This is a genomic window from Flavobacterium sp. (genome assembly GCF_046153165.1).
Taxonomy (GTDB): Bacteria; Bacteroidota; Bacteroidia; order Flavobacteriales; family Flavobacteriaceae; genus Flavobacterium.
Map to the genome: position 1 here is coordinate 25045 of NZ_JBJXEN010000041.1, position 21608 is coordinate 46652.

Sequence of the window (21608 nt, forward strand, 5' to 3'; positions counted from 1 at the left end):
AAAAATGACAACAATAAAAATAGTAGGCGTTCCAGAACATTTCAATTTGCCGTGGAAATTATGTCTAGAAAATGACGAGTTCGAAGCAGAAAATATCGATTTACAATGGACAGACATTCCAGAAGGAACAGGAAAAATGTGCCAGATGCTTCGTGATAAAGAAACTGATATAGCAGTTATTTTGACAGAAGGAATTGTAAAAGATATCATAGCTGGAAATCCAAGTAAAATAGTACAAGTTTATGTGCAAAGTCCTCTAATTTGGGGAATTCATGTCGCAGCCAACTCAAAATACCAAAAGCTTTCGGATTTAGAAAACAAAAAAGTGGCCATTTCACGTTTAGGTTCTGGATCTCAACTCATGGCTTATGTAAATGCTAATAATCAAGGTTGGAAAACTAGCAATCTTACCTTTGAAATTGTAAACACTATTGATGGTGCTGTCGAATCATTAACTAATGGATCCTCGGATTATTTTATGTGGGAACGTTTCATGACAAAACCATTAGTGGACAAAGGTATTTTTAGAAAAATTGCCGATTGTCCTACACCATGGCCTTGTTTTGTCATTGCAGTTCGTGAAGAAATTCTTGAAAAGCACCCAAAAATTATTGATAAAATCCTAGAAATAATCAATACCACCACTTCCGAATTTAAAGAAATTCCAAGTATCGATAAAACATTATCCTCAAGATATAACCTAAAAATAAAAGATATTGAAGAATGGTTAACATTAACTGAATGGTCACAAGATCAATTATCAGAAAAAGTGTTAAACAAAGTTCAAAATCAGTTATTTGAACTATCTATTATTGATAAAAAGGTTACTTTTGAAACGATAGTCAGATAATTGCTTATTTTTATCGTTTTACAGTAAAGAATGTTACAATTCACAAAAGAATTTATTAAAAAATGCAAGGAGAAGCTTTCTTTACCAAAGCCTTGGGATAATATTGTCATTTTTTTATTAAATATCTTACTAACAATTCCAGTATTTATTATTGTAAATCAAAATTTAATCAATCCAAATTGGCAACTTCCTATCGATAGAATTTTATTATTTATAATAATCCTAATTTGCTTTCAGCTTATTTTAAGAGTTCTAAAAACGATTATTGTAATTTGTATATTTCTATATTTAATATTTCTTTTTTACGGAACAATCTTCGGGGAATATAGTTTTTACAGGGTTTACGACGATTATCGTTCTATGATGTACACTATGGAAGAAAATCCGTATCCACAGGATATTATCGTTAGTAAATTATTGCCATTCCCAAACAAAAATAAAGTATTAAGAGCTATCGATTTTCAAAATCCAAAAGTTAGAAATTTTGCATTATCAGCAACTACAAAATATTTTAAAGAAACTGGAAAAATAAAAGGTTATAGTAATTACAGAACTACGATTCAATGTTTTGCTGTATTTAAGGAGGTAAAATCACGTTGGAATTATGTAAACGATCCACAAGGAAACAATTACATCGCTTATGCATCAGAATCTTTACAGCACTTTTCTGGTGATTGCGACGACCACGCAATTCTTATGGCGGCAGGTGTAAAAGCTGTAGGCGGAATCCCAAGACTCATCGAAACAAATGCGCATATTTATCCCGAAATGTTAATTGGCAACAAGCGTGATTTACAAAATGTAATGTATTTAATAAAAAAAGTACTTTTTGTTGAAGAGAGTAAAGACAAAGAAATTCATTATCATATCGATGAACGCGGACAAATATGGCTTAATCTCGATTATACAGCCAATTATCCTGGCGGGAAATTTATGAGCGAAGAAATTTTAGGACAATTAACCTTAAATGATTAGAAGCAAAACCATTGTTCCTTTTTCAGTATTATTCCCGCTCTTCACTTCAATCTGTCATTGCGAGGAACGAAGCAATCTTACGATTCACATTTCATTATCGCAATGGCAGGATTTCCACTTCGATCGAGGCTACAATTCATAGTAGAAATTCCTATTAAACTTTATAAAAATTACCATTCAATTTCACTAAAACCATTCGATTTTAAATACTCGTTTGTTAACTTAAAATGATTATTTCCAAACCAAAAACCACGATTAGCGCTCAGTGGCGATGGGTGTCCAGACTCTAAAACCAAATGTTTTTCTCTGTTTATTTTACTTCCTTTTTTGTGCGCAAAACTTCCCCAAAGCAAAAAAACAACATGTTCAGAATTATCTGAAATATACTGAATAACTGCATCCGTAAAAACATTCCATTTCAAATGTTTATGACTATTAGCCAAATCTTTACGAACCGTCAAAGAAGCATTTAAAAGTAAAATTCCTTGCTTTGGCCAAGACTCTAAATTACCAGAAGTTGGAGAAAAAATTCGGTCATATTCGGTATTTATTTCAGTAAAAATATTCTTTAACGAAGGCGGAATTTTTATACCATCATTTACAGAGAAACACAAACCATTAGCTTCTCCATCTCCATGATAAGGATCTTGACCAATAATAACCACTTTCAAATTTTTAAAATCACAACAGTTAAAAGCATTAAAAATCAAATCTTTTGGAGGAAAACAAGTATAATTTAAATATTCTTCGGCAACAGCATTCATTAAATCTTCAAAATATGGTTTCTTCTTTTCAGTTTCAAAAAAATCAGCCCAAGAATTAGTTTTAATTATAGGAAACATTTGTTATTTTTTTTACAAATATAATCACTTTGATTCATTACTACTTCGAAACTTTGTAACTTTGCGACTTTGCAACTTAGAACCTTTGCAGCTTAAAAAAATGATTTCAATTACCGAAAAAACACTTCAAGATTTACAATTTTCAACCGTTTTAGAAACGGTTTCTAGCATTTGCAATACTGATATTGGCAAAGAAAAAGCTCTAGAAATAACACCTTTTAAGGATGAAGAATCTTTGATGACTGCTTTGCATCAAACTTCAGAATACATTGCTTCTTTTCAAAATAACAATGCCATTCCTAATCATGGTTTTGATGCAATTACTTATGAAATAAAATTTCTAGGCATAGAAGATAGTTTTCTAGAAGTAGGAAGTTTTCGTAAAATTGCTACACTATCCGAAAACACGAATGTTTTACTTCAATATTTCAAGAAATTTGAAGATTATTATCCCAATTTATATGAGAAATCGAGCCAAATTGAGCTTACAAAAACAATTATTAGCTGTATAGACGATGTAGTCGATAAATATGGTGAAATAAAAGACAATGCTTCTCCAGATTTACTAAATATTCGTCGTGAGATGAACGTCGTTCGTGGAAAAGTAAACCAAAGTTTTGGTATGGCTCTAACACAATATAATAGTTTGGGTTACTTAGATGATATTAAAGAAAGTTTTGTTAATAATCGTAGAGTTCTAGCGGTTTTAGCCATGTATCGTCGTAAGGTAAAAGGGACAATTTTAGGAAGCTCAAAAACAGGAAGTTTAGCATTTATAGAACCTGAAGCAACATTAAGATATTCTCGAGAATTAAGTAATTTAGAATACGAAGAAAAAGAAGAAATTACTCGAATTTTAAAGCAACTAACTAATATAATTCGTCCATTTTTGCCATTATTAATTCAGTATCAAGATTTTTTAAGTGACATTGATGTGATTGCTGCCAAAGCAAAATATGCGAACCGAATAAATGGGATTTTACCTAAAATAACAAAAGAAAGAAGAATATATTTTCGTGATGCCTTCCATCCTATTTTGTACTTGACCAATAAAGTTAAAAACGAAATTACGCATCCACAAACTATCGAATTTGATTCTAAAAACAGAATCATTGTAATTTCTGGTCCTAATGCTGGAGGAAAGACTATTTCTTTGAAAACTGTAGGTTTACTACAATTAATGTTGCAATCTGGTATGCTAATTCCAGTTCATGAACGAAGCGAAACCTGCTTATTCGATAGAATTTTGACAGACATAGGTGATAACCAATCGATTGAAAATCATTTGAGTACTTATAGCTATCGATTAAAAAACATGAACTATTTTCTAAAAAAATGTAATGCAAAAACATTATTTTTAATCGACGAATTTGGTACTGGTTCCGATCCTGATTTGGGTGGTGCTTTAGCAGAAATTTTCTTAGAAGAATTTTACCATCGTGAAGCTTTTGGAATTATTACAACACATTATACCAATCTTAAAATTCTGGCTGATGAGCTACCATTTGCTACTAATGCCAATATGCTTTTTGACGAAAAATCTCTAGAACCCATGTATAAATTGGCTTTAGGGCAAGCAGGAAGTTCTTTCACATTTGAAGTAGCTCAAAAAAATGGTATTCCGTTTGGATTAATTAATCGTGCCAAAAAGAAAATAGAAACTGGTAAGGTTCGTTTTGACAAAACCATTGCTAATTTGCAAAAAGAGCGATCTAAGATGGAAAAAACTTCAATTAATTTGAAAGAAGAAGAAACCAAAGCACGTGAAGAGAGCAAAAAAATGGAAACTATAAATGCAAAAGTCAAGCAGAAATTAGAAAATTATCAAGAATTATATGATAGCAATCAGAAAACTATTTATTTAGGTCAGAAAATAGAAGCCATATCAGAAAAATATTTTAATAATAAAAACAAAAAAGAATTGCTTGGTGAGTTTTTAAAAGTTGTTGAAATTGAAAATTCAAAACGAATAAAAGCTACTAAAAATGAGATAAAAGCCATTGCCGAAAAGAAAAAAGTAATTATCGAAGAAGTAACAGTTCAGGTTGAAGAAATTAGAAAAGAGAAAAAAGAAAAGAAACTTAAGGCCAGTTTAGTCCCTGAAAAAGTAAGTGTAATATTGAAAGTTGGAGATAGGGTCAGAATGCTTGACGGAAAATCTGTAGGTACTATTGATAAAATTGAAAAAAACAAAGCTGTTGTAAACTATGGAGTTTTTACTTCAAAAGTAAGCTTAGAATCATTAGAATTTGTACAACCAAAATAAAATAATTTATGCAAGGAATACCAAATGATAAAAAAATCATCCTTTTTGATGGAGTTTGCAATTTATGTAATTCGTCTGTTCAATATGTCATAAAACACGACAAGAAAGATGTATTTAGATTCGTTGCTATTCAATCTGAATTAGGTCAAAGAATTATAAATCACATAGGCATTTCAAAAAGACATATAGATAGTATTATTTTATATATACCTGGTAGAGCTTATTTTTATAAGTCGACAGCTGCATTAGAAATTGCTAAAAGACTAGGTGGCATTTTTACTTATGCCACTATTTTCAGAATTATTCCATCAGGAATAAGGGATGTCCTTTATGATTATGTAGCAAAAAACAGATACAAATGGTATGGTAAAAAAGAATCTTGTATGGTTCCTACTCCAGAACTAAAATCTAAATTCTTATGATTTTATCTTAAAATTTAATTACAAATTACAACATTCCGTTATATTTTCTAACAAACCATTCTGTAGTTAGCGTAATTGCTAAAAGAATAAGCAACCATATTAAATCTATCAGAGGAGATTTCTTGACTATTTCTTTCTGAACAGCTGGGAAGCTCTCTTTTTTAAGTAATTCAGTAATTAATTTATCAATTTGAGTTGGATAAAATATTTTTCCGTTTGTATTTGCTGCTAATTGGGTTAAACGAGAAACATCAGGATTCACGAATTGCTTCTCAATTTCAAAATCCAAAACTTCAAAATTACTTGAATAGGAAGCTTTCGAGTTGTTTTCCTTAACAGTAAAACTATAATTTCCAGCATCTAAACCTTCTAAATTTACTTTATATTCTCCATTCCCTTTTAAGAAATCATATATTTTAGTAGTGTTTGTTTTTTTATTTTTTAATTGAATTGTTAATTGCGCATTTTCTTCAAACTCATAATTTTTATTAAAATATTGAGCCGAAATTTCGATATTTTCACCAGAATTATAAAAACTTTCGTGACTTACAATTAGTGATTTTTTTGAGGCATTAGAAGCTAAAAACTGAATAATTTTATCCATAAAAACATCAAATTGCTCAAATGATTTCGTTTTTACATGACTTTCTACACGCCATTTCCAAATATTTTCTCCAAAAAGGTAGGCATTTCGTTTCATTCCATTTTCTGCAAAAGCTAATAATGGATTTTCTGTCTTAATATTTCTAATTTGTGATTGCAATAAAGTATTTACATTTCCTGTAATACTAATATTACCAAACTGATTTTCCAAAGGCGGAAGCTGTTCGAAACCAATATTATCTAATGCAAATGAATTAAATTGAGGGTTAAATTCGGCTGTAAAATCTTCTTTCTGCCCAGACATTCTAAAATCTAATTGGTCTTGATATTGATTCAGAATACTATAATCAGTACTTAAACCAGTAATTACAAAAGTATTTAGTTGCAGGTTTTTATTTTGTTCTAAAATAGATTTAAATTCCCCATTAGGCTGATATAAAATTAAAACATTATAATTTTCTAATGATTTAATTTGTTGTGGTTTAAGTAGTGTTACTTTACGTTGCACATTAGTTTCAATAGCTCTTTTTATTGCACCTAAATCTGGGTGATTAATCGCTGAAATTAGAGCGATTTCTGACCGTTGATCTATTATTTCGACCGCAAAATTCTTAACATTATTGTATTTATTTTTCTCCATTTCTGTAGTCGAAATAATTGCTTTATAAGTATGAACTCCTACTCTATCGGCATTTAATAAAACTGAGATTTGTTGAGATTTTTTATTGGCAGAAAACGAAACTATTTGTTTATGAATCGTACTATTCCCTTGTTGAATACTAAAGGTAGTATTGATGGTTTTGTCACCGTTATATTGTAAAAAAACTTCAACTGGAAATTTATTTTTTAAAAATGCATATTTATTTACATTTAACTGATTGATTTTTACATCTAAAAAGCTAGTTGTATCTCCTAAAATCAATGGATAAACCTGGTTATTCTGCGGAAAAGAATATACATAATCATTTCCTATAGTTTGGTTTCCATCTGACAGCAATACAATTGGGAAATTTTGATTGCGATATAATTGCTTCAAGTTTTGAGCAACTTTATGAATATTAGTTTGCTTTCCTTTAAAATCTATAGGTTTGTTAGAATAAAAATCTTCATCGAAACTAAATAACTGAACATCGTACTTGTCTCTAAGTTGATTATTTTCTGATAACTTTTGAGACAATTCTTTCGATATTTTTTCTTGTTTTAATTCTGAAATAGATTGAGAATTATCTACAACTATTGGCAAAGGTGTTTTTGAAGTTTCATAAGTTTTTCTCGATATTATTGGATTAATAAGTAATAAAAGAATCGAAAAAATAGATATAAAACGTAACAAAGCCAATAAAATATTGACTTTGTTGTAGTTTTTATTTTTATAAAAATATTGATAAAACGACAATCCTCCAGCAAGCACTAAAGAAAGTATTATGAGTAGAATTGTGTTCGTATTCATTTATTTTGAATTGAAAAATTGAAAGATTGAAAAATTGGAACAATCCTAATCTTTTAATCTTTCAATCATTAAATTTTTTAATTTATTATGTTAACATTCCACCATCTACATTCAAAACTTGTCCAGTTACGTAAGCACTCATGTCGCAAGCTAAGAAAACGCAAGCGTTAGCAACATCCTCAGGAGTTCCTCCACGACGCAACGGAATACTTTCTCTCCAACCTTGCACCACATCTTCATTTAGCTTTGCTGTCATTTCAGTTTCAATAAATCCTGGAGCAATAGCGTTACATCTAATATTACGAGAACCCAATTCTAAAGCTACTGATTTTGTAAACCCAATAACTCCTGCCTTTGATGCTGCATAATTAGTCTGACCAGCGTTCCCCTTCACACCTACAACACTACTCATATTTATAATAGAACCTGAACGTTGTTTCAAAAATGTTTTTTGAATAGCTTTAGTCATATTAAAAACTGATTTCAAATTGACATCAATAACTTTATCAAAATCTTCTTCAGACATACGCATAAGCAAATTATCCTTTGTAATTCCTGCGTTGTTTATTAATATATCTACTGTTCCAAATTCAGCAATTACTGAATCTACAAAAGTTTGTGCTTCGTTAAAATCGGCTGCATTAGACTGATATCCTTTTGCTTTTATCCCCAAAGCATTTAATTCTGTTTCTAAAGCCATTGCAGATTCTACAGACGAGCTATATGTAAACGCCACATTTGCACCATGTTGCGCAAATACTTTAGCAATACCACTTCCTATTCCACGGCTTGCGCCAGTTATAATGGCAACTTTTCCTTCTAGTAATTTCATTTTATTGTTAGTTTTGTTCTTTAATTTTAAGTGTCAAATATATAATAAATCCCTTTTGAAAAAAAATTTCAAAATCAATTATCATTTGTTTATGACTAATGATTTTAAAAAAAATCTTACTTTTCCAAAATGGGAAATAATTCACGCCATTTTATACAAATATACAACGAACATAAAGTTCTTGTATATAATGTTGCGCTAAATTACCTTCAAAATACCGAAGATGCTGAAGAAGTTACACAAGATGTTTTTGTTCAAGTACACGAATCTTTACATCAATTTAATGAAAAATCTTCTCTAAAAACATGGATTTACAGGATAACAATCAATAAAAGCTTAAATTTTATCAAACATAAAGCAAGTAAGAAGCATTTTTTTGTTTTTGGGCGCAAAAGTAATAATGAGGTAGAAATTCGTAATTTATCTAATTTCGAACATCCTGGAATATTACTGGAAAACAAAGAAAAATCGGCTGTTTTGTTTAGTGTTATAAATGAACTAACTGAAAATCAGAAAACTGCCTTTATACTCTCTAAATTAGATGGATTAAGCAATCCTGAAATTTCAGACATTATGCAACTCAGCATTTCATCTGTCGAATCTCTAATTTTTAGAGCTAAAACTAGCTTAAAAGAAAAATTATCAAAAAAATTCGAAGAACACCGCAAGAAATAATTAAATAATCTGTCTAAGTAATTATGGAACAAGAAAAATGGATAAATAGTATTCTAAATAGCACTGATGGAATAACGCAAGTTACACCTAATGATTTGCTTTTTTCTAAAATTCAAAATAAAATAAAAGAACAAAATGTAGTTTCTAATAAATGGATTTGGATTGCAGCTGCTTCATTTGCTGTTTTATTTTCATTAAATTTTAAAGTTATTTTTTCAGAATCTAAAAAATCTAATAATGATACTGAAATGTTAGCTTCTTCTATTTATAACTCTAATCAGCTTTATTAATAATTATGGACAAAATAAAATTACTCACGTTCTCAGTAATCATACTTTTAATACTTAATATAGTAACTCTAGGATTTTTTATTTTTTCTGGAAATCAATCAGAAGGCGGCTTTAATGGCAGGCCAAAACCTGAAAAAATAATCATCAACAAATTAGATTTTGATGAGCAACAGGTAAAAGCATACAAAGAGCTAATACATTGGCACAGAAATAATATTGATAGTTTACAAGAACAAATTAGAGACACAAAACAAAGGTTATACTCAGAATTAATAAAATCTGAAGTTGATAATAAAGTTAAAGATAGTTTAGTGAATAAATTAGCAAACATTCAAAAAGAAATTGAAAACACACATTTTAAGCATTTTCAGGATATAAAAAAACTTTGCAAGAAAGAACAATTAGACCGTTTTAATGATTTAACTAACGAATTGTCTAAAATATTTTCTAAACCAAAGCCACATGATGATTAAACCATTTTTAACTTTTAAAGTCAAACGTTTAACCTAAATAATATAACCAAATCTACAATTTATGAAAGTAAGAAACATTTTATGCCTGACGACAGTATTATTATTGTTAGTTTCCTGTAACAATAATGATGATAGTTACATTCCTATCGCACCAACTTACCCAAATGTAGAAGCTGCTTTTGGAAACACTATCAATTTGAATAATTTAGCTAATTATTCAAATCAAGCAATTCCTACCTATATTACAAAGGACAATACTGCTGGAAACCCTATAACCGACAAAGGGGCAACATTAGGACGTGTTTTATTTTATGATAAAAATTTATCCTCAACAAATACTATTTCTTGTGCAAGTTGTCACAAACAAGCCGATGCTTTTAGTGATGGAAGTGTTGCTAGTACAGGTGTGAATGGTACAACTAGTAGACATGCTATGAGACTTATAAATTCCAGATTTTCAGTTGAAAGAAAATTTTTCTGGGACGAACGAGCAGCAACTCTCGAAATACAAACAACACAACCTATTCAAAATCATGCAGAAATGGGTTTTAGTGGTACTAATGGAGACCAATCTATAACGGATTTGACTGCAAAATTAGGTGCTATTGGTTATTATAAAGAGCTTTTTAAATTTGTATATGGTGATGAGCAAGTTACCGAAGCAAGAATACAAACTGCATTAGCTCAGTTCATAAGAAGCATTCAATCATTCGATTCTAAATATGATGCAGGAAGGGCATTAGTAGCAAACGATGCTCAGCCTTTTGCAAATTTTACGTCACAAGAAAATCAAGGAAAAAATATATTCTTAACACCTCCTGTTTTCGATGCTTCTGGAAATAGAACATCAGGTGGATTTGGTTGTGCAGGTTGTCATGCTGCTCCTGAATTTGATATCGATCCAAATACTAAAAACAACGGAATTATTGGTAATATAAGTGGTATTGGAATAGATATTACAAATACTCGTGCTCCTTCATTAAGAGATTTAGTAAAAGCTGACGGAACAATAAATGGACCTATGATGCATACAGGTATTTTTACAAGTTTACAAACCGTAATAGGACATTATGGCAATATAAATATTGCCCTTGGAAATACTAATCTTGATCCTAGATTAATGCCTAATGGGTTCGGACAACAGCTAAACGTAACAGCAACTGAGGTAAATGCAACAATAGCTTTTATTAAAACCCTTTCTGGAACTAATGTATATGTAGATTCTAAATGGTCTAGTCCATTCTAAATCATTTATTTTTATTGATAAACCTCAAATTTTCTTTAAATTCAAAGAAAATTTGAGGTTTTTTTTATCTTTAACAAGCAAAATTATTCTATTTCAAAAAAGGAAAACTTTTTTTTATACTACGAATTACAATACTTATATTTGCGCTTCAATAATTACTACACATGAAAATTTCATATAACTGGTTAAAACAATTTATAAAAACAGATTGGGATTCAGAAAAAACAGCTTCTATGCTTACCGATTTAGGGCTTGAAGTTGAAGGAATAGAAAAATACCAATCTATAAAAGGTGGATTAGAAGGAATCGTTGTAGGTCATGTACTTACTTGTATTCAGCATCCAAATGCCGATAAATTAAAAATAACCACCGTCGATTTAGGTAATGAAACACCTTTGCAAATTGTTTGTGGTGCCAGTAATGTCGCAGTTGGACAAAAAGTTCCTGTTGCCACAATTGGGACCATTTTATACGATAAAGAGGGAAAATCATTCGAGATAAAAAAAGGAAAAATTCGAGGAGAAGAAAGTCACGGAATGATTTGTGCCGAAGATGAACTAGGACTTGGAGATAGTCACGAAGGCATTATGATTCTTGATGAAAATCTAAAATCAGGAACTCCTGCAGCAACAGTTTTTAATATTGAAAATGATGAAGTTTTCGAAATTGGATTAACACCAAACCGAGCTGATGCAATGTCTCATTGGGGAACAGCAAGAGATTTAAAAGCTGGAATGCTTCAAAACGGAACGAATATAGAGTTAATCACACCATCTGTTTCAAACTTTAAAATCGAAAAAAGAACATTAAAAATTGATGTGAAAGTCGATGATAATAAACTTGTTCCTCGTTATTGTGGGGTTACCATTTCTGATATAAAAATCGGAACATCACCAGCTTGGCTTCAAAACAGATTGAAAGCGATTGGAATTACTCCAAAAAACAATGTTGTCGATGTTACTAATTATGTTTTACACGAATTAGGACAACCACTACATGCTTTTGATGCAGCCAAAATTAACGGGAAAATTTTGGTGCAAAATGTTGCCGAAGGAACAAAATTCACCACATTAGACGATGTAGAACGTTCTTTGAGCGCCGAAGATATTATGATTTGTGATGACAACGAACCTCTTTGTATAGCAGGTGTTCTTGGCGGAAAATACTCAGGAGTTTCTCAAAATACAACTTCAATATTCTTAGAAAGCGCCTATTTTAATGCTGTTTCTGTAAGAAAAACTGCAAAACGACATACAATCAGTACTGATGCTTCTTTTAGATTTGAAAGAGGAATAGATCCAAATATTACAGAATATGCACTAAAACGTGCTGCTATATTAATTTGTGAAGTTTCTGGAGGACAAATTACGTCTGATATTGTAGATATTTATCCGAAGAAAATAGAAGATCACCAAGTCATGCTAAATCTTGAAAAAGTAAGCAAAATAATTGGTCAAGAAATTCCAGATGATACCATCAAAAATATATTAGCTTCATTAGATATAAAAGTAAATAGTATTTCTAAAGTTGCTTTAGGATTAGTAATTCCTGCTTATCGTGTCGATGTTACGCGTGAAATTGATGTAATTGAAGAGATTCTGAGAGTGTACGGTTATAATAATATTAATTTTACACAAAAACTTAACGCTACAACTTCTCACTCTTCTAGAACTGAGGATTATAAAATTCAAAATATAATTGCTAATCTACTAGCTGGAAATGGTTTTAACGAAATGATGGCAAATTCGTTAACTACCCCAAGCTACATAAGTTTAAGTAATAGTTTAAATGAAACTAATAATGTTTTAATTTTAAATCCTTTAAGTAATGATTTATCAGCAATGAGACAATCATTATTATTCTCTGGATTAGAAGCAGTTTCATTTAATATTAATCGAAGAAATAATGATTTAAGATTATTTGAATTTGGAAAAACTTATCATAAATTATTATCTGGAAATCAGGAAAATAATCATTTAACCTTATTCATGACAGGAAATAGAACATCAGAGAGCTGGACTACTGCACAAAAACCTTCAGATTTCTTTTTATTTAAAGGTTATGTATTGGCAATTTTAGAAAGACTTGGTCTATCTAAAATAATTTCTTCTCCATTAAATACTGATGTTTTTGCAGAAGGAATGGTTTATGAAATGGGAAATTCAACTTTAGTAGAGTTTGGAACTGTAAAAAAATCAATTTTAAAACATTTCGATATTAAACAAGAAGTTTTCTTTGCCGATTTTAATTGGAATTCGATTATTAAACAAATCTCAAATAATATTAAGTTTACCGAAATTTCTAAATACCCAGAAGTTCGTCGTGACTTAGCACTTTTGTTAGATAATGAAATTGAATTTGAAAAAGTATTCGATATTGCTAAAAAAACAGAAAAATCATTACTAAAAGATATAAATTTATTTGATGTTTATGAAGGTAAAAATCTTCCTAAAGGTAAAAAATCATATGCAATTAGTTTTGTTTTACAAGATAATACCAAAACACTAACTGATAGTCAGATTGACAAAGTAATGAGCAAACTAACTCATAATTTCGATAGCGAATTGGGAGCAGTTTTAAGATAATACTTAACATTTTATATAAATAAAAAACAGTAGTAAGAAAACTTACTACTGTTTTTTTTATCTACTATTTGCTATATTAATTTAGATACTTTATATCTAACTATTAGCAATCTAAATTTAATTAGACTCTTCCTGCTTCTTTGCTCTTTTCTCTTTATATAATTCCCACAAAGCACCGCCAATCCAATATTGAACAAATCCTACAAGGAAAAATAATAACCAAAAACCTATAGTTAATACAGTTAAGAAAAGTATGAAACCTAAATATTGTTGAAACTCAAACATTTTTTCGAATTTATTAATAATACAGTACAAATGTAAATGTAATTATTCTTTTAAGCAATAATATTTATAAATTTATTTTAATACATTTTTTTAAGCAATTAAGAATCATTATTTTTGTAGTTATTTACTATTCATTACAGATTTAAGTTTACTAAACTTTAATTAAAATGAAAATTCAGCTAAATATCAAAACTAAAATTACATAAACAAATACACACTAGTGTTATCTAATTAACACAATAAATTAACCAAAATGGAATATAGAATAGAAAAAGACACCATGGGTGAAGTACAGGTTCCTGCAAACAAATATTGGGGAGCTCAGACAGAACGTTCAAGAAACAATTTCAAAATTGGCCCATCTGCATCTATGCCAAAAGAAATTATAGAAGGTTTTGCATACTTAAAAAAAGCCGCAGCTTTTGCTAATTGTGATTTAGGTGTACTTCCAACCGAAAAACGTGATGCTATTGCAACTGTTTGTGATGAAATATTAGCAGGAAAATTAGATGATGAGTTTCCTTTAGTAATCTGGCAAACGGGTTCAGGAACACAAAGTAATATGAATGTGAATGAAGTTGTTGCTAATCGCGCACAAGTTTTAGCTGGACACAAAATTGGAGAAGGAGAACAATTTATAAAAGCAAATGATGATGTAAATAAATCACAATCATCTAACGATACATTTCCAACAGGAATGCACATAGCAGCCTACAAAGCAGTTGTAGAAGTTACCATTCCAGGTGTAGAAAAATTACGCGATACATTACATGCAAAAGCAATAGCTTATAACAATGTAGTTAAAATAGGTCGTACACACCTTATGGACGCTACCCCACTTACACTTGGTCAAGAAATTTCAGGTTATGTAGCACAGTTAAACTACGGAATAAAAGCAGTAAAAAATACATTAGCACATTTATCTGAAGTGGCTCTTGGTGGTACTGCAGTAGGAACTGGTTTAAATACACCAGCAGGTTATGATGTAAAAGTAGCCGAATATATTGCACAATTTACTGGACATCCATTTGTGACAGCTCCAAATAAATTTGAGGCTCTAGCTTCTCACGATGCTATTGTTGAATCACATGGTGCTTTAAAACAATTAGCGGTTTCTCTTAACAAAATTGCTAATGATATTCGTATGTTAGCATCAGGACCACGTTCAGGAATTGGAGAAATATTAATTCCAGAAAATGAACCTGGATCATCTATCATGCCAGGAAAAGTAAACCCAACTCAATGTGAAGCATTAACTATGGTTTGTGCACAAGTTATGGGTAATGATGTTGCTATTTCTGTAGGAGGAATGCAAGGACATTACGAGTTAAATGTTTTCAAACCTCTTATGGCAGCAAATTTCTTACAATCTGCAAGATTATTAGGTGATGCTTGTATGTCATTCGATGAACATTGTGCACAAGGAATTGAGCCAAATTATAAAAGAATTGAAGAATTAGTAAACAACTCATTAATGTTAGTTACTGCATTAAATATAAAAATTGGATACTATAAAGCGGCTGAAATTGCACAAACTGCTCACAAAAACGGAACCACTCTAAAAGAAGAATCTGTTCGTTTAGGTTACGTTACTGCCGAAGATTTTGATGCTTGGGTAAAACCTGAAGAAATGGTAGGGAGTTTAAAATAATCCTACAGTTATAATATCTACTAAAAAAAACCTGTAATTTTCATTACAGGTTTTTTTTAAATATTTTTTGAGTTTACACTATTGTTGCGGGTACATAACTGTTTCGGCAGTTTCGAAAGTAACAGAACCATCTTTTTCTAAGAAGTATTTTAAAATAACTTCTCCCCAATTAGAATCTCCTGTAAAATCGGCAATAATCCATCGGTGGTTTAGGAAACGTACTTTATTAATCACCATATTGTCATAAGGAATTAACTTATTCCCTGTAGGATTAGAGTTCATATCCATTAGCTTTTCTTTTACCTGTGGCATTAGTTTCTGAACATCATAACCTTCTAAATAATCTTGTGCTTTCTCATCGTAAGCCAAAGAGAAATAATCTCCTTCTTCTTTTTCAGTTATAATTTTGGCAATACTATCGGTCATTTTTACTTTGAATTTTTCAGCACGATTCTCATCAAAATTGAACTTTTTTGTCGAATACATGTATTGAAAAATATTCAATAATACCGAAAATATTAATCCGTATAAAACCAGTTTTTTCATTTTTTAAATATTAATTATTAAATTATCATAAGCCAAAAAAACATTTTTAGGAAGTTTTTTTTGCACTTCTTCATGAAAACCAAAAGTATGACTAATATGTGTTAAATAAGCTTTTTTTGGCTGCACAATATTAATAAAATCTAAAGCTTCCTGCAAATTAAAATGTGTATTATGATGCTCTTCCCGCAAAGCATTTATTACCAAAACTTCAAGGTTTTTAAGTTTGTTTAGTTGCGCCGTTTCAATAGTTTTCACATCGGTTAAATACGCAAAATTATCAAAACGATAGCCAAAAACTTGCAAATCGCCATGCATCGCATTTATTGGAATAATCTTTTTTGAATCGATTTCAATTAAAACATCATTTTCAACTTCTATTGGAGAAACACCAGGAGAACCTGGATACTTGTTTTCGGTTTCAAAAATATAATCGAAACGTTTTTTTAGATTTTTTAATACTCGTTCATGTCCATAAATAGGAATATCTCCTTGCTTGAAGAAAAAAGGTCTAATATCATCTAAACCAGCAGTGTGGTCGGAATGTTCGTGAGTAAATAAAATGGCATCAATTCTAGGACATCCTGAAGTAAGCATCTGCTGTCTAAAATCTGGACCACAATCTATCACAAAAGAATTACTGTCCCATTCTATCCATACAGAAACCCGCAAACGCTTGTCTTTTTGGTCTTGACTATAGCAAACAGGATGCTGGCTACCAATAACAGGAATACCTTGTGAAGTGCCAGTACCTAAAAAATAGACTTTCAATTAAAAAATTTTTACAAAAATAAAGATTATTTTTATGTAAAGCTGTCTAATTTATTAACTTTGTAAAGTATTTACCCCAAGTATGAGAAATTCAGAAACAGAAATTACGCTAAAAGGAGACAAAGTTATTGAACAAATACCTTCAACAACTGATAAGGCTTTGCGTATAAACCTTAACGATAATATTTACGGAACCTTTGCCGAGATTGGCGCTGGACAAGAAACGGTACGCCATTTTTTTAGAGCTGGTGGTTCTTCTGGTACAATTGCAAAAGCAATGTCTGCCTACGACAAAGATTTTAGTGATGCCATATATGGTATCGAAGATGATGGTCGTTACGTTACCGAAAGTCGTCTAAAAAAGATGCTATCTCACGAAAGTGAACTGATGGAGCAACGACTAAAACGCGACAAGCATCCTACAAAAATGTTTTTTAGCTATGCCAATACTGTTGCTACGATAGATTTTGCGAAACAGTTTAAAGGACACGGTTGGGTAGGAATTAGATACCAAATAGAGCCCGATGAAGCTTATAACGAAATATTACTTCACATTAGGTTTAAAGAAACTGATGCAAAACTACAACAAGAAACTTTAGGAAAACTAGGCGTAAACTTAATATATGGTGCTTTTTATAAATACAATGATCCAAAAAGATTGTTGCGTTATTTGTATGATCATATAGACAAAGACCAACTAGAAATAGACACCATCAATTTTTCAGGACCAAGATTTGCCGATGTTGATAACCGATTAATGAGTTTACAATTGGTAAAAAATGGTATGACCGATGCCGTAATGTTCGATCCAACAGGAAAAAACATTTTACCAGCAGCAGTTTTGTACAAGAAAAATATTTTGGCATTACGCGGAAGTTTCCGCCCTGTAACTAAAGTAAATATGGACATGTACGAGAAATCGTTACAAATGTTTGTAGATGGTAATAAAGTAAAAAAAGAAAATACTTTAGTTATTTTTGAAATCACACTTTCTAATCTTCGCTCTGACGGAGAAATAGACGAGAGAGATTTTATGGATAGAGCCGAATTACTTTGTTCGTTAGGACAAACAGTTATGATTTCGAATTTTCAAGAATATTTTAAAGTAGTCGAGTATTTTTCTTCTTATACAAAAGCAAGAATGGGATTGGCGCTAGGTGTAAACAACCTAATTGATATATTTGATGAAAAATATTACCGCCATTTGAGTGGTGGAATTCTAGAAGCATTTGGGAAATTATTTTACCGAGATCTAAAAGTTTTCTTATATCCTATGGAAGATGAAGAAGGAAATGTGATTAACTCACAAAACCTTAAAGTACATCCTCGTATGAAAGAATTGTACAAATTCTTCGCTTATAACGGAAAAGTAACTGATATCACTGATTTTGAAAGAGAAAACCTTAAAATTTTCTCTCGCGAAGTTTTCAAAATGATTCACAATGGTACACCAGGTTGGGAAAAAATGTTACCCGACGGAATTGCCGATCTTATTAAAAAAGACCATCTTTTTGGTTATAATAATAAGGTTTTAATAGAAGCTTAAAAAAAATATAATGATATTGATGAATCCTGAATTGTGAAAACAGTTCAGGTTTTTTTGTTAATAAGTGTATATTTGGGTGTTGGTATTGATTTTCCAGAAATTGGGAGAATTGTAGAATTTAATGCACCAAATAATAAAAATTTAACTACTATGAAAAAAAATCTACTTATAATTATTCTTTTAATTTCAATAAATTCCTTTTCTCAATCATTCACAGAATTTAAAAATGATAATTTAAAAATTGAATTCCCAGAAACTTGGATTGTCTTACCAAAAGAAAAAATGCCTCAATTGGCTTTAGTTGCTTATCGGAAACCTGAAAATTCAGTTGATAGAGCTCAAGTCACAATAAACATTAACATTATAAATATTCCAAATTCAAGTTTAGACAAAACTTATTCAGATTTAGTAGATTCAATTAGCGAAGTTGAAAATTTTAAATTACTTAAAAATGGTAATGTTGATATTTCAAGTCAACCTTTTAAATGGTTAATTGAGTCCCATTCTAATTACAAAGATAAAAACCAACAAATGCATAATTATGTATTTGTAACATATAAAAATGATAAAGCCTACATTCTTACTATGGTTGCTTTTTCAGAAGTATTTGATACTTACAAATCAATTTTTGATAAGATTTCAAAAAGTCTTATTATAAACTAATTTAGAACTATATTCAACAGCTTGATTGTAGCATGATTATTTTTGGATTAATTAAAACTTGCTTTTGAATCCCTTGATTACCAAAAATTTCAACCTCTCTATTATTCCTAAATCTCAAAAACCAAGAATTCAGATCAAACAAAAACAACTAAATGGATAAATCCAATTTCTTAAATACTATTACTTTAATTTCCGTTTTTGTAATGTTGCTTCTTGCCTTTTTTTTGCTCACAGTAAATACAAAAAATAAACTTTCAAATAGGCTTTTTGCTAGTTTTCTTATCTTTACAGCATTCGATTTGAGTAGTTTTTTTACAGACAAATATTTTGAAACTAATTTGAATTTTGAGGCTTTTAGAATGACGGCTAGTTTGCTAATCATGCCCATTTTCTATTTATATGTAAAAGCCGTTTGCCATTCAGATTTTCGATTAAAACCAAAACATTTAGCACTAATAATTCCATTTGCAATTTCAAATTTAGTGTTTCTTCCAAGATTTTATTTGGCAACTGCTATCGATACTATTTATATTTACGAGCATTTTAAGCAAATGTTAGAAATACGCTTTTTTTATATTCTGGCAGAGCTACAATATGCTTTTTATATTATTTTGGTTTTTATAATTCTAAAAAAATACAAGGAAATTTATTTAGAGAATTATACCAATGCGAATAACTCATCATACAAATGGTTGTTTCAAATGACCGTTTTTTTTCTAATTGCTCATTGTATTGTTTTCTTTAAATCGGTGATAAGATATACTGATTACAATGTATTTCTTAACTCGTCGAATGTAATTATTGGAACAATTGCGTTAATTATAAGTTGCTGGTTTGTATTAAAAGTATTAAACAATCCTGAGCTTTTTAAAGGTATCGATTCAAATATGTTATTGGTAAATGAAACACTAAACACAAAAATTGTTTCAACAGAAAAAAAATCATTTGGGGCTCCAAAATCAGCAGAAATCGTTTCTCAAATCGAATTGGTAAAAAAATATGTTTTAGAAAATGAATCTTATCTCGAGCCATCATTAACAATACAAGAATTATCTAAACAAGTTAGTATTCCTGTTCGAGATTTATCTATTTTGATTAATCACCACATGAATCAGCATTTTTTTGATTTCATAAATGAATATCGAATACAAAAAGCCATGCAAATTTTAAAAGATTCGTCAAAAAGTAAGCTTACTATTTTAGAAATTCTTTATGAAGTGGGTTTCAATTCGAAATCATCTTTTAATACTGCTTTCAAGAAACACACCAATAAAACCCCTACAGAATTCAGAAACTCCTAATTATTAAAGCTTTGTAAAAAGTCGAACCTTTTTAATTATTACAAATTGGTTCGACTTTTTTCATTCGGTCGCCAATATTAAACTTCTGGTGCAATTTTGCTTCAAATTAATACTAACAATTAAAAATTTGAAACTATGAAAATTACATCTTTATTTATTTTATTTCTAATGCCTTTCTTATGCTTAGCACAATTAAAAGAAAATGATTCTAACCTAAAAAATCAAATTTCTGAAGAGAAATACGTCTTAATAAACGGCATTGAACAATGGATTACTATAAAAGGAAATAGTTCGAAACCTATTATATTGTTTATTCACGGTGGACCAGGAAGTCCAATAAGTCCGTACGTTGATGTTTTATATAAAGATTTGGAAAAGGATTTTATTATTGTTCAGTGGGACCAGCGTGGAACTGGAAGAACTTATGGTCACAACTCTCCGCCTGAAGAATTAACTCCTGAATATTTGAACGCTAATCCTTTAACATTAGAACAAATGACTAATGATGGAATTGAAGTCTCAAAATATCTTTTGAAACATTTAGGGAAACAAAAAATCATACTTACTGGCACATCTTGGGGCTCTGCACTTTCAGTAAAAATAGCTACAAAGCAACCAGATCTTTTTTATGCTTATGTTGGACATTCACAAATTGTTAATCCTTCTATTGATGCAGAATTTTATGCTAAAATTTATAAAATGGCGGAGGACAAAAATGACAAAGAGTCTTTAAAAATATTAAATTCTATAGGCAAACCTCCTTATAGTAGAGCAAAAAATATCGGTTTGTTATTTAGAGTTCTAAAAAAATATGAAAGAGCAAATTCGACACCTGCTCCAAACAATTGGTTTCAACTTGCTCCCGCTTACGACAATGATATTGATAATAAAAATAGAGCCGATGGAGACGATTATTCGTTTGTGAATTATGTTGGTGATGATAAATTAGGAGTTAAATCAATAATTACAACCATTAATTTGATGAGAGATAATTTAGATTTTAAAATTCCGGTATACTTAATACAAGGCAATGAAGATATTATGACACCAAAAGAAAATTCGAAAAAATATTTTGATAAAATTAAAGCGCCTAAAAAAGAGTATTTTTTATTACCAAATTCAGCTCATGGTTTCAATCAATCGGTTGTAGAAGCACAATATAAAATATTTAAGAGTATAAAAACTTTGTAATTAAAAAATAAAGAAGCACTACTAAATCAATTGAGTTAGTAGTGTTTATTTTTAGAGTTTACTTTGTATATTTGAGATAAGTTTAATTCATTTAATCCGTACTTCTTAAGTCACAGGTTAATGAAAATCACATAGAAAAGACCACAAT

Annotated in this window: 20 protein-coding genes; 14 read left to right on the forward strand and 6 right to left on the reverse strand. The window is 30.1% G+C overall.

Going from position 1 to position 21608, the window contains the following annotated elements; translation table 11 throughout:
* Positions 1 to 4: 4 nt before the first annotated feature.
* Together ACKVOV_RS05295 and ACKVOV_RS05300 are read left to right on the forward strand one after the other, a co-directional pair.
* Positions 5 to 850, forward strand: a complete 846-nt coding sequence (locus ACKVOV_RS05295; RefSeq protein WP_409205722.1) for a substrate-binding domain-containing protein — start codon at positions 5 to 7, stop codon at positions 848 to 850.
* A gap of 30 nt (positions 851 to 880) precedes the next feature.
* Positions 881 to 1825: a transglutaminase gene (locus ACKVOV_RS05300; RefSeq protein WP_409205723.1), complete on the forward strand. Its 945-nt coding sequence runs from the start codon at positions 881 to 883 to the stop codon at positions 1823 to 1825.
* A gap of 170 nt (positions 1826 to 1995) precedes the next feature.
* Here the strand turns inward: ACKVOV_RS05300 and ung are convergent, their stop codons facing one another.
* On the reverse strand, positions 1996 to 2667 hold the full coding sequence (gene ung, locus ACKVOV_RS05305; protein WP_409205724.1) for a uracil-DNA glycosylase: 672 nt from the start codon (positions 2665 to 2667) through the stop codon (positions 1996 to 1998).
* A 100-nt stretch (positions 2668 to 2767) separates the two neighbouring features.
* Between ung and ACKVOV_RS05310 the strand changes: the two genes are divergently transcribed.
* Both ACKVOV_RS05310 and ACKVOV_RS05315 read left to right on the forward strand, forming a co-directional pair.
* Positions 2768 to 4933, forward strand: a complete 2166-nt coding sequence (locus ACKVOV_RS05310; RefSeq protein WP_409205725.1) for an endonuclease MutS2 — start codon at positions 2768 to 2770, stop codon at positions 4931 to 4933.
* Positions 4934 to 4941: 8 nt separating this feature from the next.
* On the forward strand, positions 4942 to 5355 hold the full coding sequence (locus ACKVOV_RS05315) for a thiol-disulfide oxidoreductase DCC family protein (protein ID WP_409205726.1): 414 nt from the start codon (positions 4942 to 4944) through the stop codon (positions 5353 to 5355).
* A 25-nt stretch (positions 5356 to 5380) separates the two neighbouring features.
* On the opposite strand, the gene ACKVOV_RS05320 is transcribed toward ACKVOV_RS05315, so the two are convergent.
* Together ACKVOV_RS05320 and fabG are read right to left on the reverse strand one after the other, a co-directional pair.
* A complete protein-coding gene (locus ACKVOV_RS05320; protein ID WP_409205727.1) occupies positions 5381 to 7408 on the reverse strand; it encodes a hypothetical protein in 2028 nt (675 codons plus the stop codon).
* A gap of 85 nt (positions 7409 to 7493) precedes the next feature.
* The gene (gene fabG / locus ACKVOV_RS05325; RefSeq protein WP_409205728.1) at positions 7494 to 8240 is read right to left on the reverse strand and encodes a 3-oxoacyl-[acyl-carrier-protein] reductase; all 747 of its coding nucleotides are present in this window, start codon (positions 8238 to 8240) and stop codon (positions 7494 to 7496) included.
* A 129-nt stretch (positions 8241 to 8369) separates the two neighbouring features.
* Between fabG and ACKVOV_RS05330 the strand changes: the two genes are divergently transcribed.
* The 5 genes from ACKVOV_RS05330 (at position 8370) to pheT (ending at position 13509) form a co-directional block, all read left to right on the forward strand.
* Positions 8370 to 8915, forward strand: coding sequence for an RNA polymerase sigma factor (locus ACKVOV_RS05330; RefSeq protein ID WP_409205729.1), 546 nt, complete (start codon positions 8370 to 8372; stop codon positions 8913 to 8915).
* A 23-nt stretch (positions 8916 to 8938) separates the two neighbouring features.
* Positions 8939 to 9205, forward strand: coding sequence for a hypothetical protein (locus tag ACKVOV_RS05335; protein WP_409205730.1), 267 nt, complete (start codon positions 8939 to 8941; stop codon positions 9203 to 9205).
* Between the two features lie 5 nt (positions 9206 to 9210).
* Entirely contained in the window at positions 9211 to 9678 is a 468-nt protein-coding gene (locus ACKVOV_RS05340; protein WP_409205731.1) for a Spy/CpxP family protein refolding chaperone, read from the forward strand.
* Between the two features lie 61 nt (positions 9679 to 9739).
* Positions 9740 to 10924 carry a cytochrome-c peroxidase gene (locus ACKVOV_RS05345; protein ID WP_409205732.1) on the forward strand — a complete coding sequence of 395 codons (1185 nt, stop codon included), beginning with the start codon at positions 9740 to 9742 and terminating at the stop codon, positions 10922 to 10924.
* 164 nt (positions 10925 to 11088) lie between these two features.
* Positions 11089 to 13509 carry a phenylalanine--tRNA ligase subunit beta gene (pheT, locus tag ACKVOV_RS05350; RefSeq protein ID WP_409205733.1) on the forward strand — a complete coding sequence of 807 codons (2421 nt, stop codon included), beginning with the start codon at positions 11089 to 11091 and terminating at the stop codon, positions 13507 to 13509.
* Between the two features lie 117 nt (positions 13510 to 13626).
* Here the strand turns inward: pheT and ACKVOV_RS05355 are convergent, their stop codons facing one another.
* Positions 13627 to 13794, reverse strand: a complete 168-nt coding sequence (locus ACKVOV_RS05355) for a hypothetical protein (RefSeq protein WP_409205734.1) — start codon at positions 13792 to 13794, stop codon at positions 13627 to 13629.
* A gap of 253 nt (positions 13795 to 14047) precedes the next feature.
* On the opposite strand from ACKVOV_RS05355, the gene fumC reads away from it, so the two are divergent.
* The gene (fumC, locus tag ACKVOV_RS05360) at positions 14048 to 15445 is read left to right on the forward strand and encodes a class II fumarate hydratase (protein WP_409205735.1); all 1398 of its coding nucleotides are present in this window, start codon (positions 14048 to 14050) and stop codon (positions 15443 to 15445) included.
* 78 nt (positions 15446 to 15523) lie between these two features.
* Here the strand turns inward: fumC and ACKVOV_RS05365 are convergent, their stop codons facing one another.
* Together ACKVOV_RS05365 and ACKVOV_RS05370 are read right to left on the reverse strand one after the other, a co-directional pair.
* Positions 15524 to 15991: a hypothetical protein gene (locus ACKVOV_RS05365; RefSeq protein ID WP_409205736.1), complete on the reverse strand. Its 468-nt coding sequence runs from the start codon at positions 15989 to 15991 to the stop codon at positions 15524 to 15526.
* Between the two features lie 3 nt (positions 15992 to 15994).
* Positions 15995 to 16759, reverse strand: a complete 765-nt coding sequence (locus ACKVOV_RS05370) for an MBL fold metallo-hydrolase (RefSeq protein WP_409205737.1) — start codon at positions 16757 to 16759, stop codon at positions 15995 to 15997.
* A gap of 82 nt (positions 16760 to 16841) precedes the next feature.
* Between ACKVOV_RS05370 and ACKVOV_RS05375 the strand changes: the two genes are divergently transcribed.
* The 4 genes from ACKVOV_RS05375 (at position 16842) to ACKVOV_RS05390 (ending at position 21460) form a co-directional block, all read left to right on the forward strand.
* Positions 16842 to 18305, forward strand: a complete 1464-nt coding sequence (locus ACKVOV_RS05375) for a TonB-dependent receptor (RefSeq protein WP_409205738.1) — start codon at positions 16842 to 16844, stop codon at positions 18303 to 18305.
* 33 nt (positions 18306 to 18338) lie between these two features.
* Positions 18339 to 18968: a hypothetical protein gene (locus tag ACKVOV_RS05380; protein WP_409205739.1), complete on the forward strand. Its 630-nt coding sequence runs from the start codon at positions 18339 to 18341 to the stop codon at positions 18966 to 18968.
* A gap of 152 nt (positions 18969 to 19120) precedes the next feature.
* The gene (locus ACKVOV_RS05385) at positions 19121 to 20269 is read left to right on the forward strand and encodes a helix-turn-helix domain-containing protein (protein WP_409205740.1); all 1149 of its coding nucleotides are present in this window, start codon (positions 19121 to 19123) and stop codon (positions 20267 to 20269) included.
* Positions 20270 to 20404: 135 nt separating this feature from the next.
* Positions 20405 to 21460 (forward strand): alpha/beta hydrolase family protein, encoded by a 1056-nt coding sequence (locus ACKVOV_RS05390; protein ID WP_409205741.1) that lies wholly within the window; start codon positions 20405 to 20407, stop codon positions 21458 to 21460.
* Positions 21461 to 21608 lie beyond the last annotated feature (148 nt).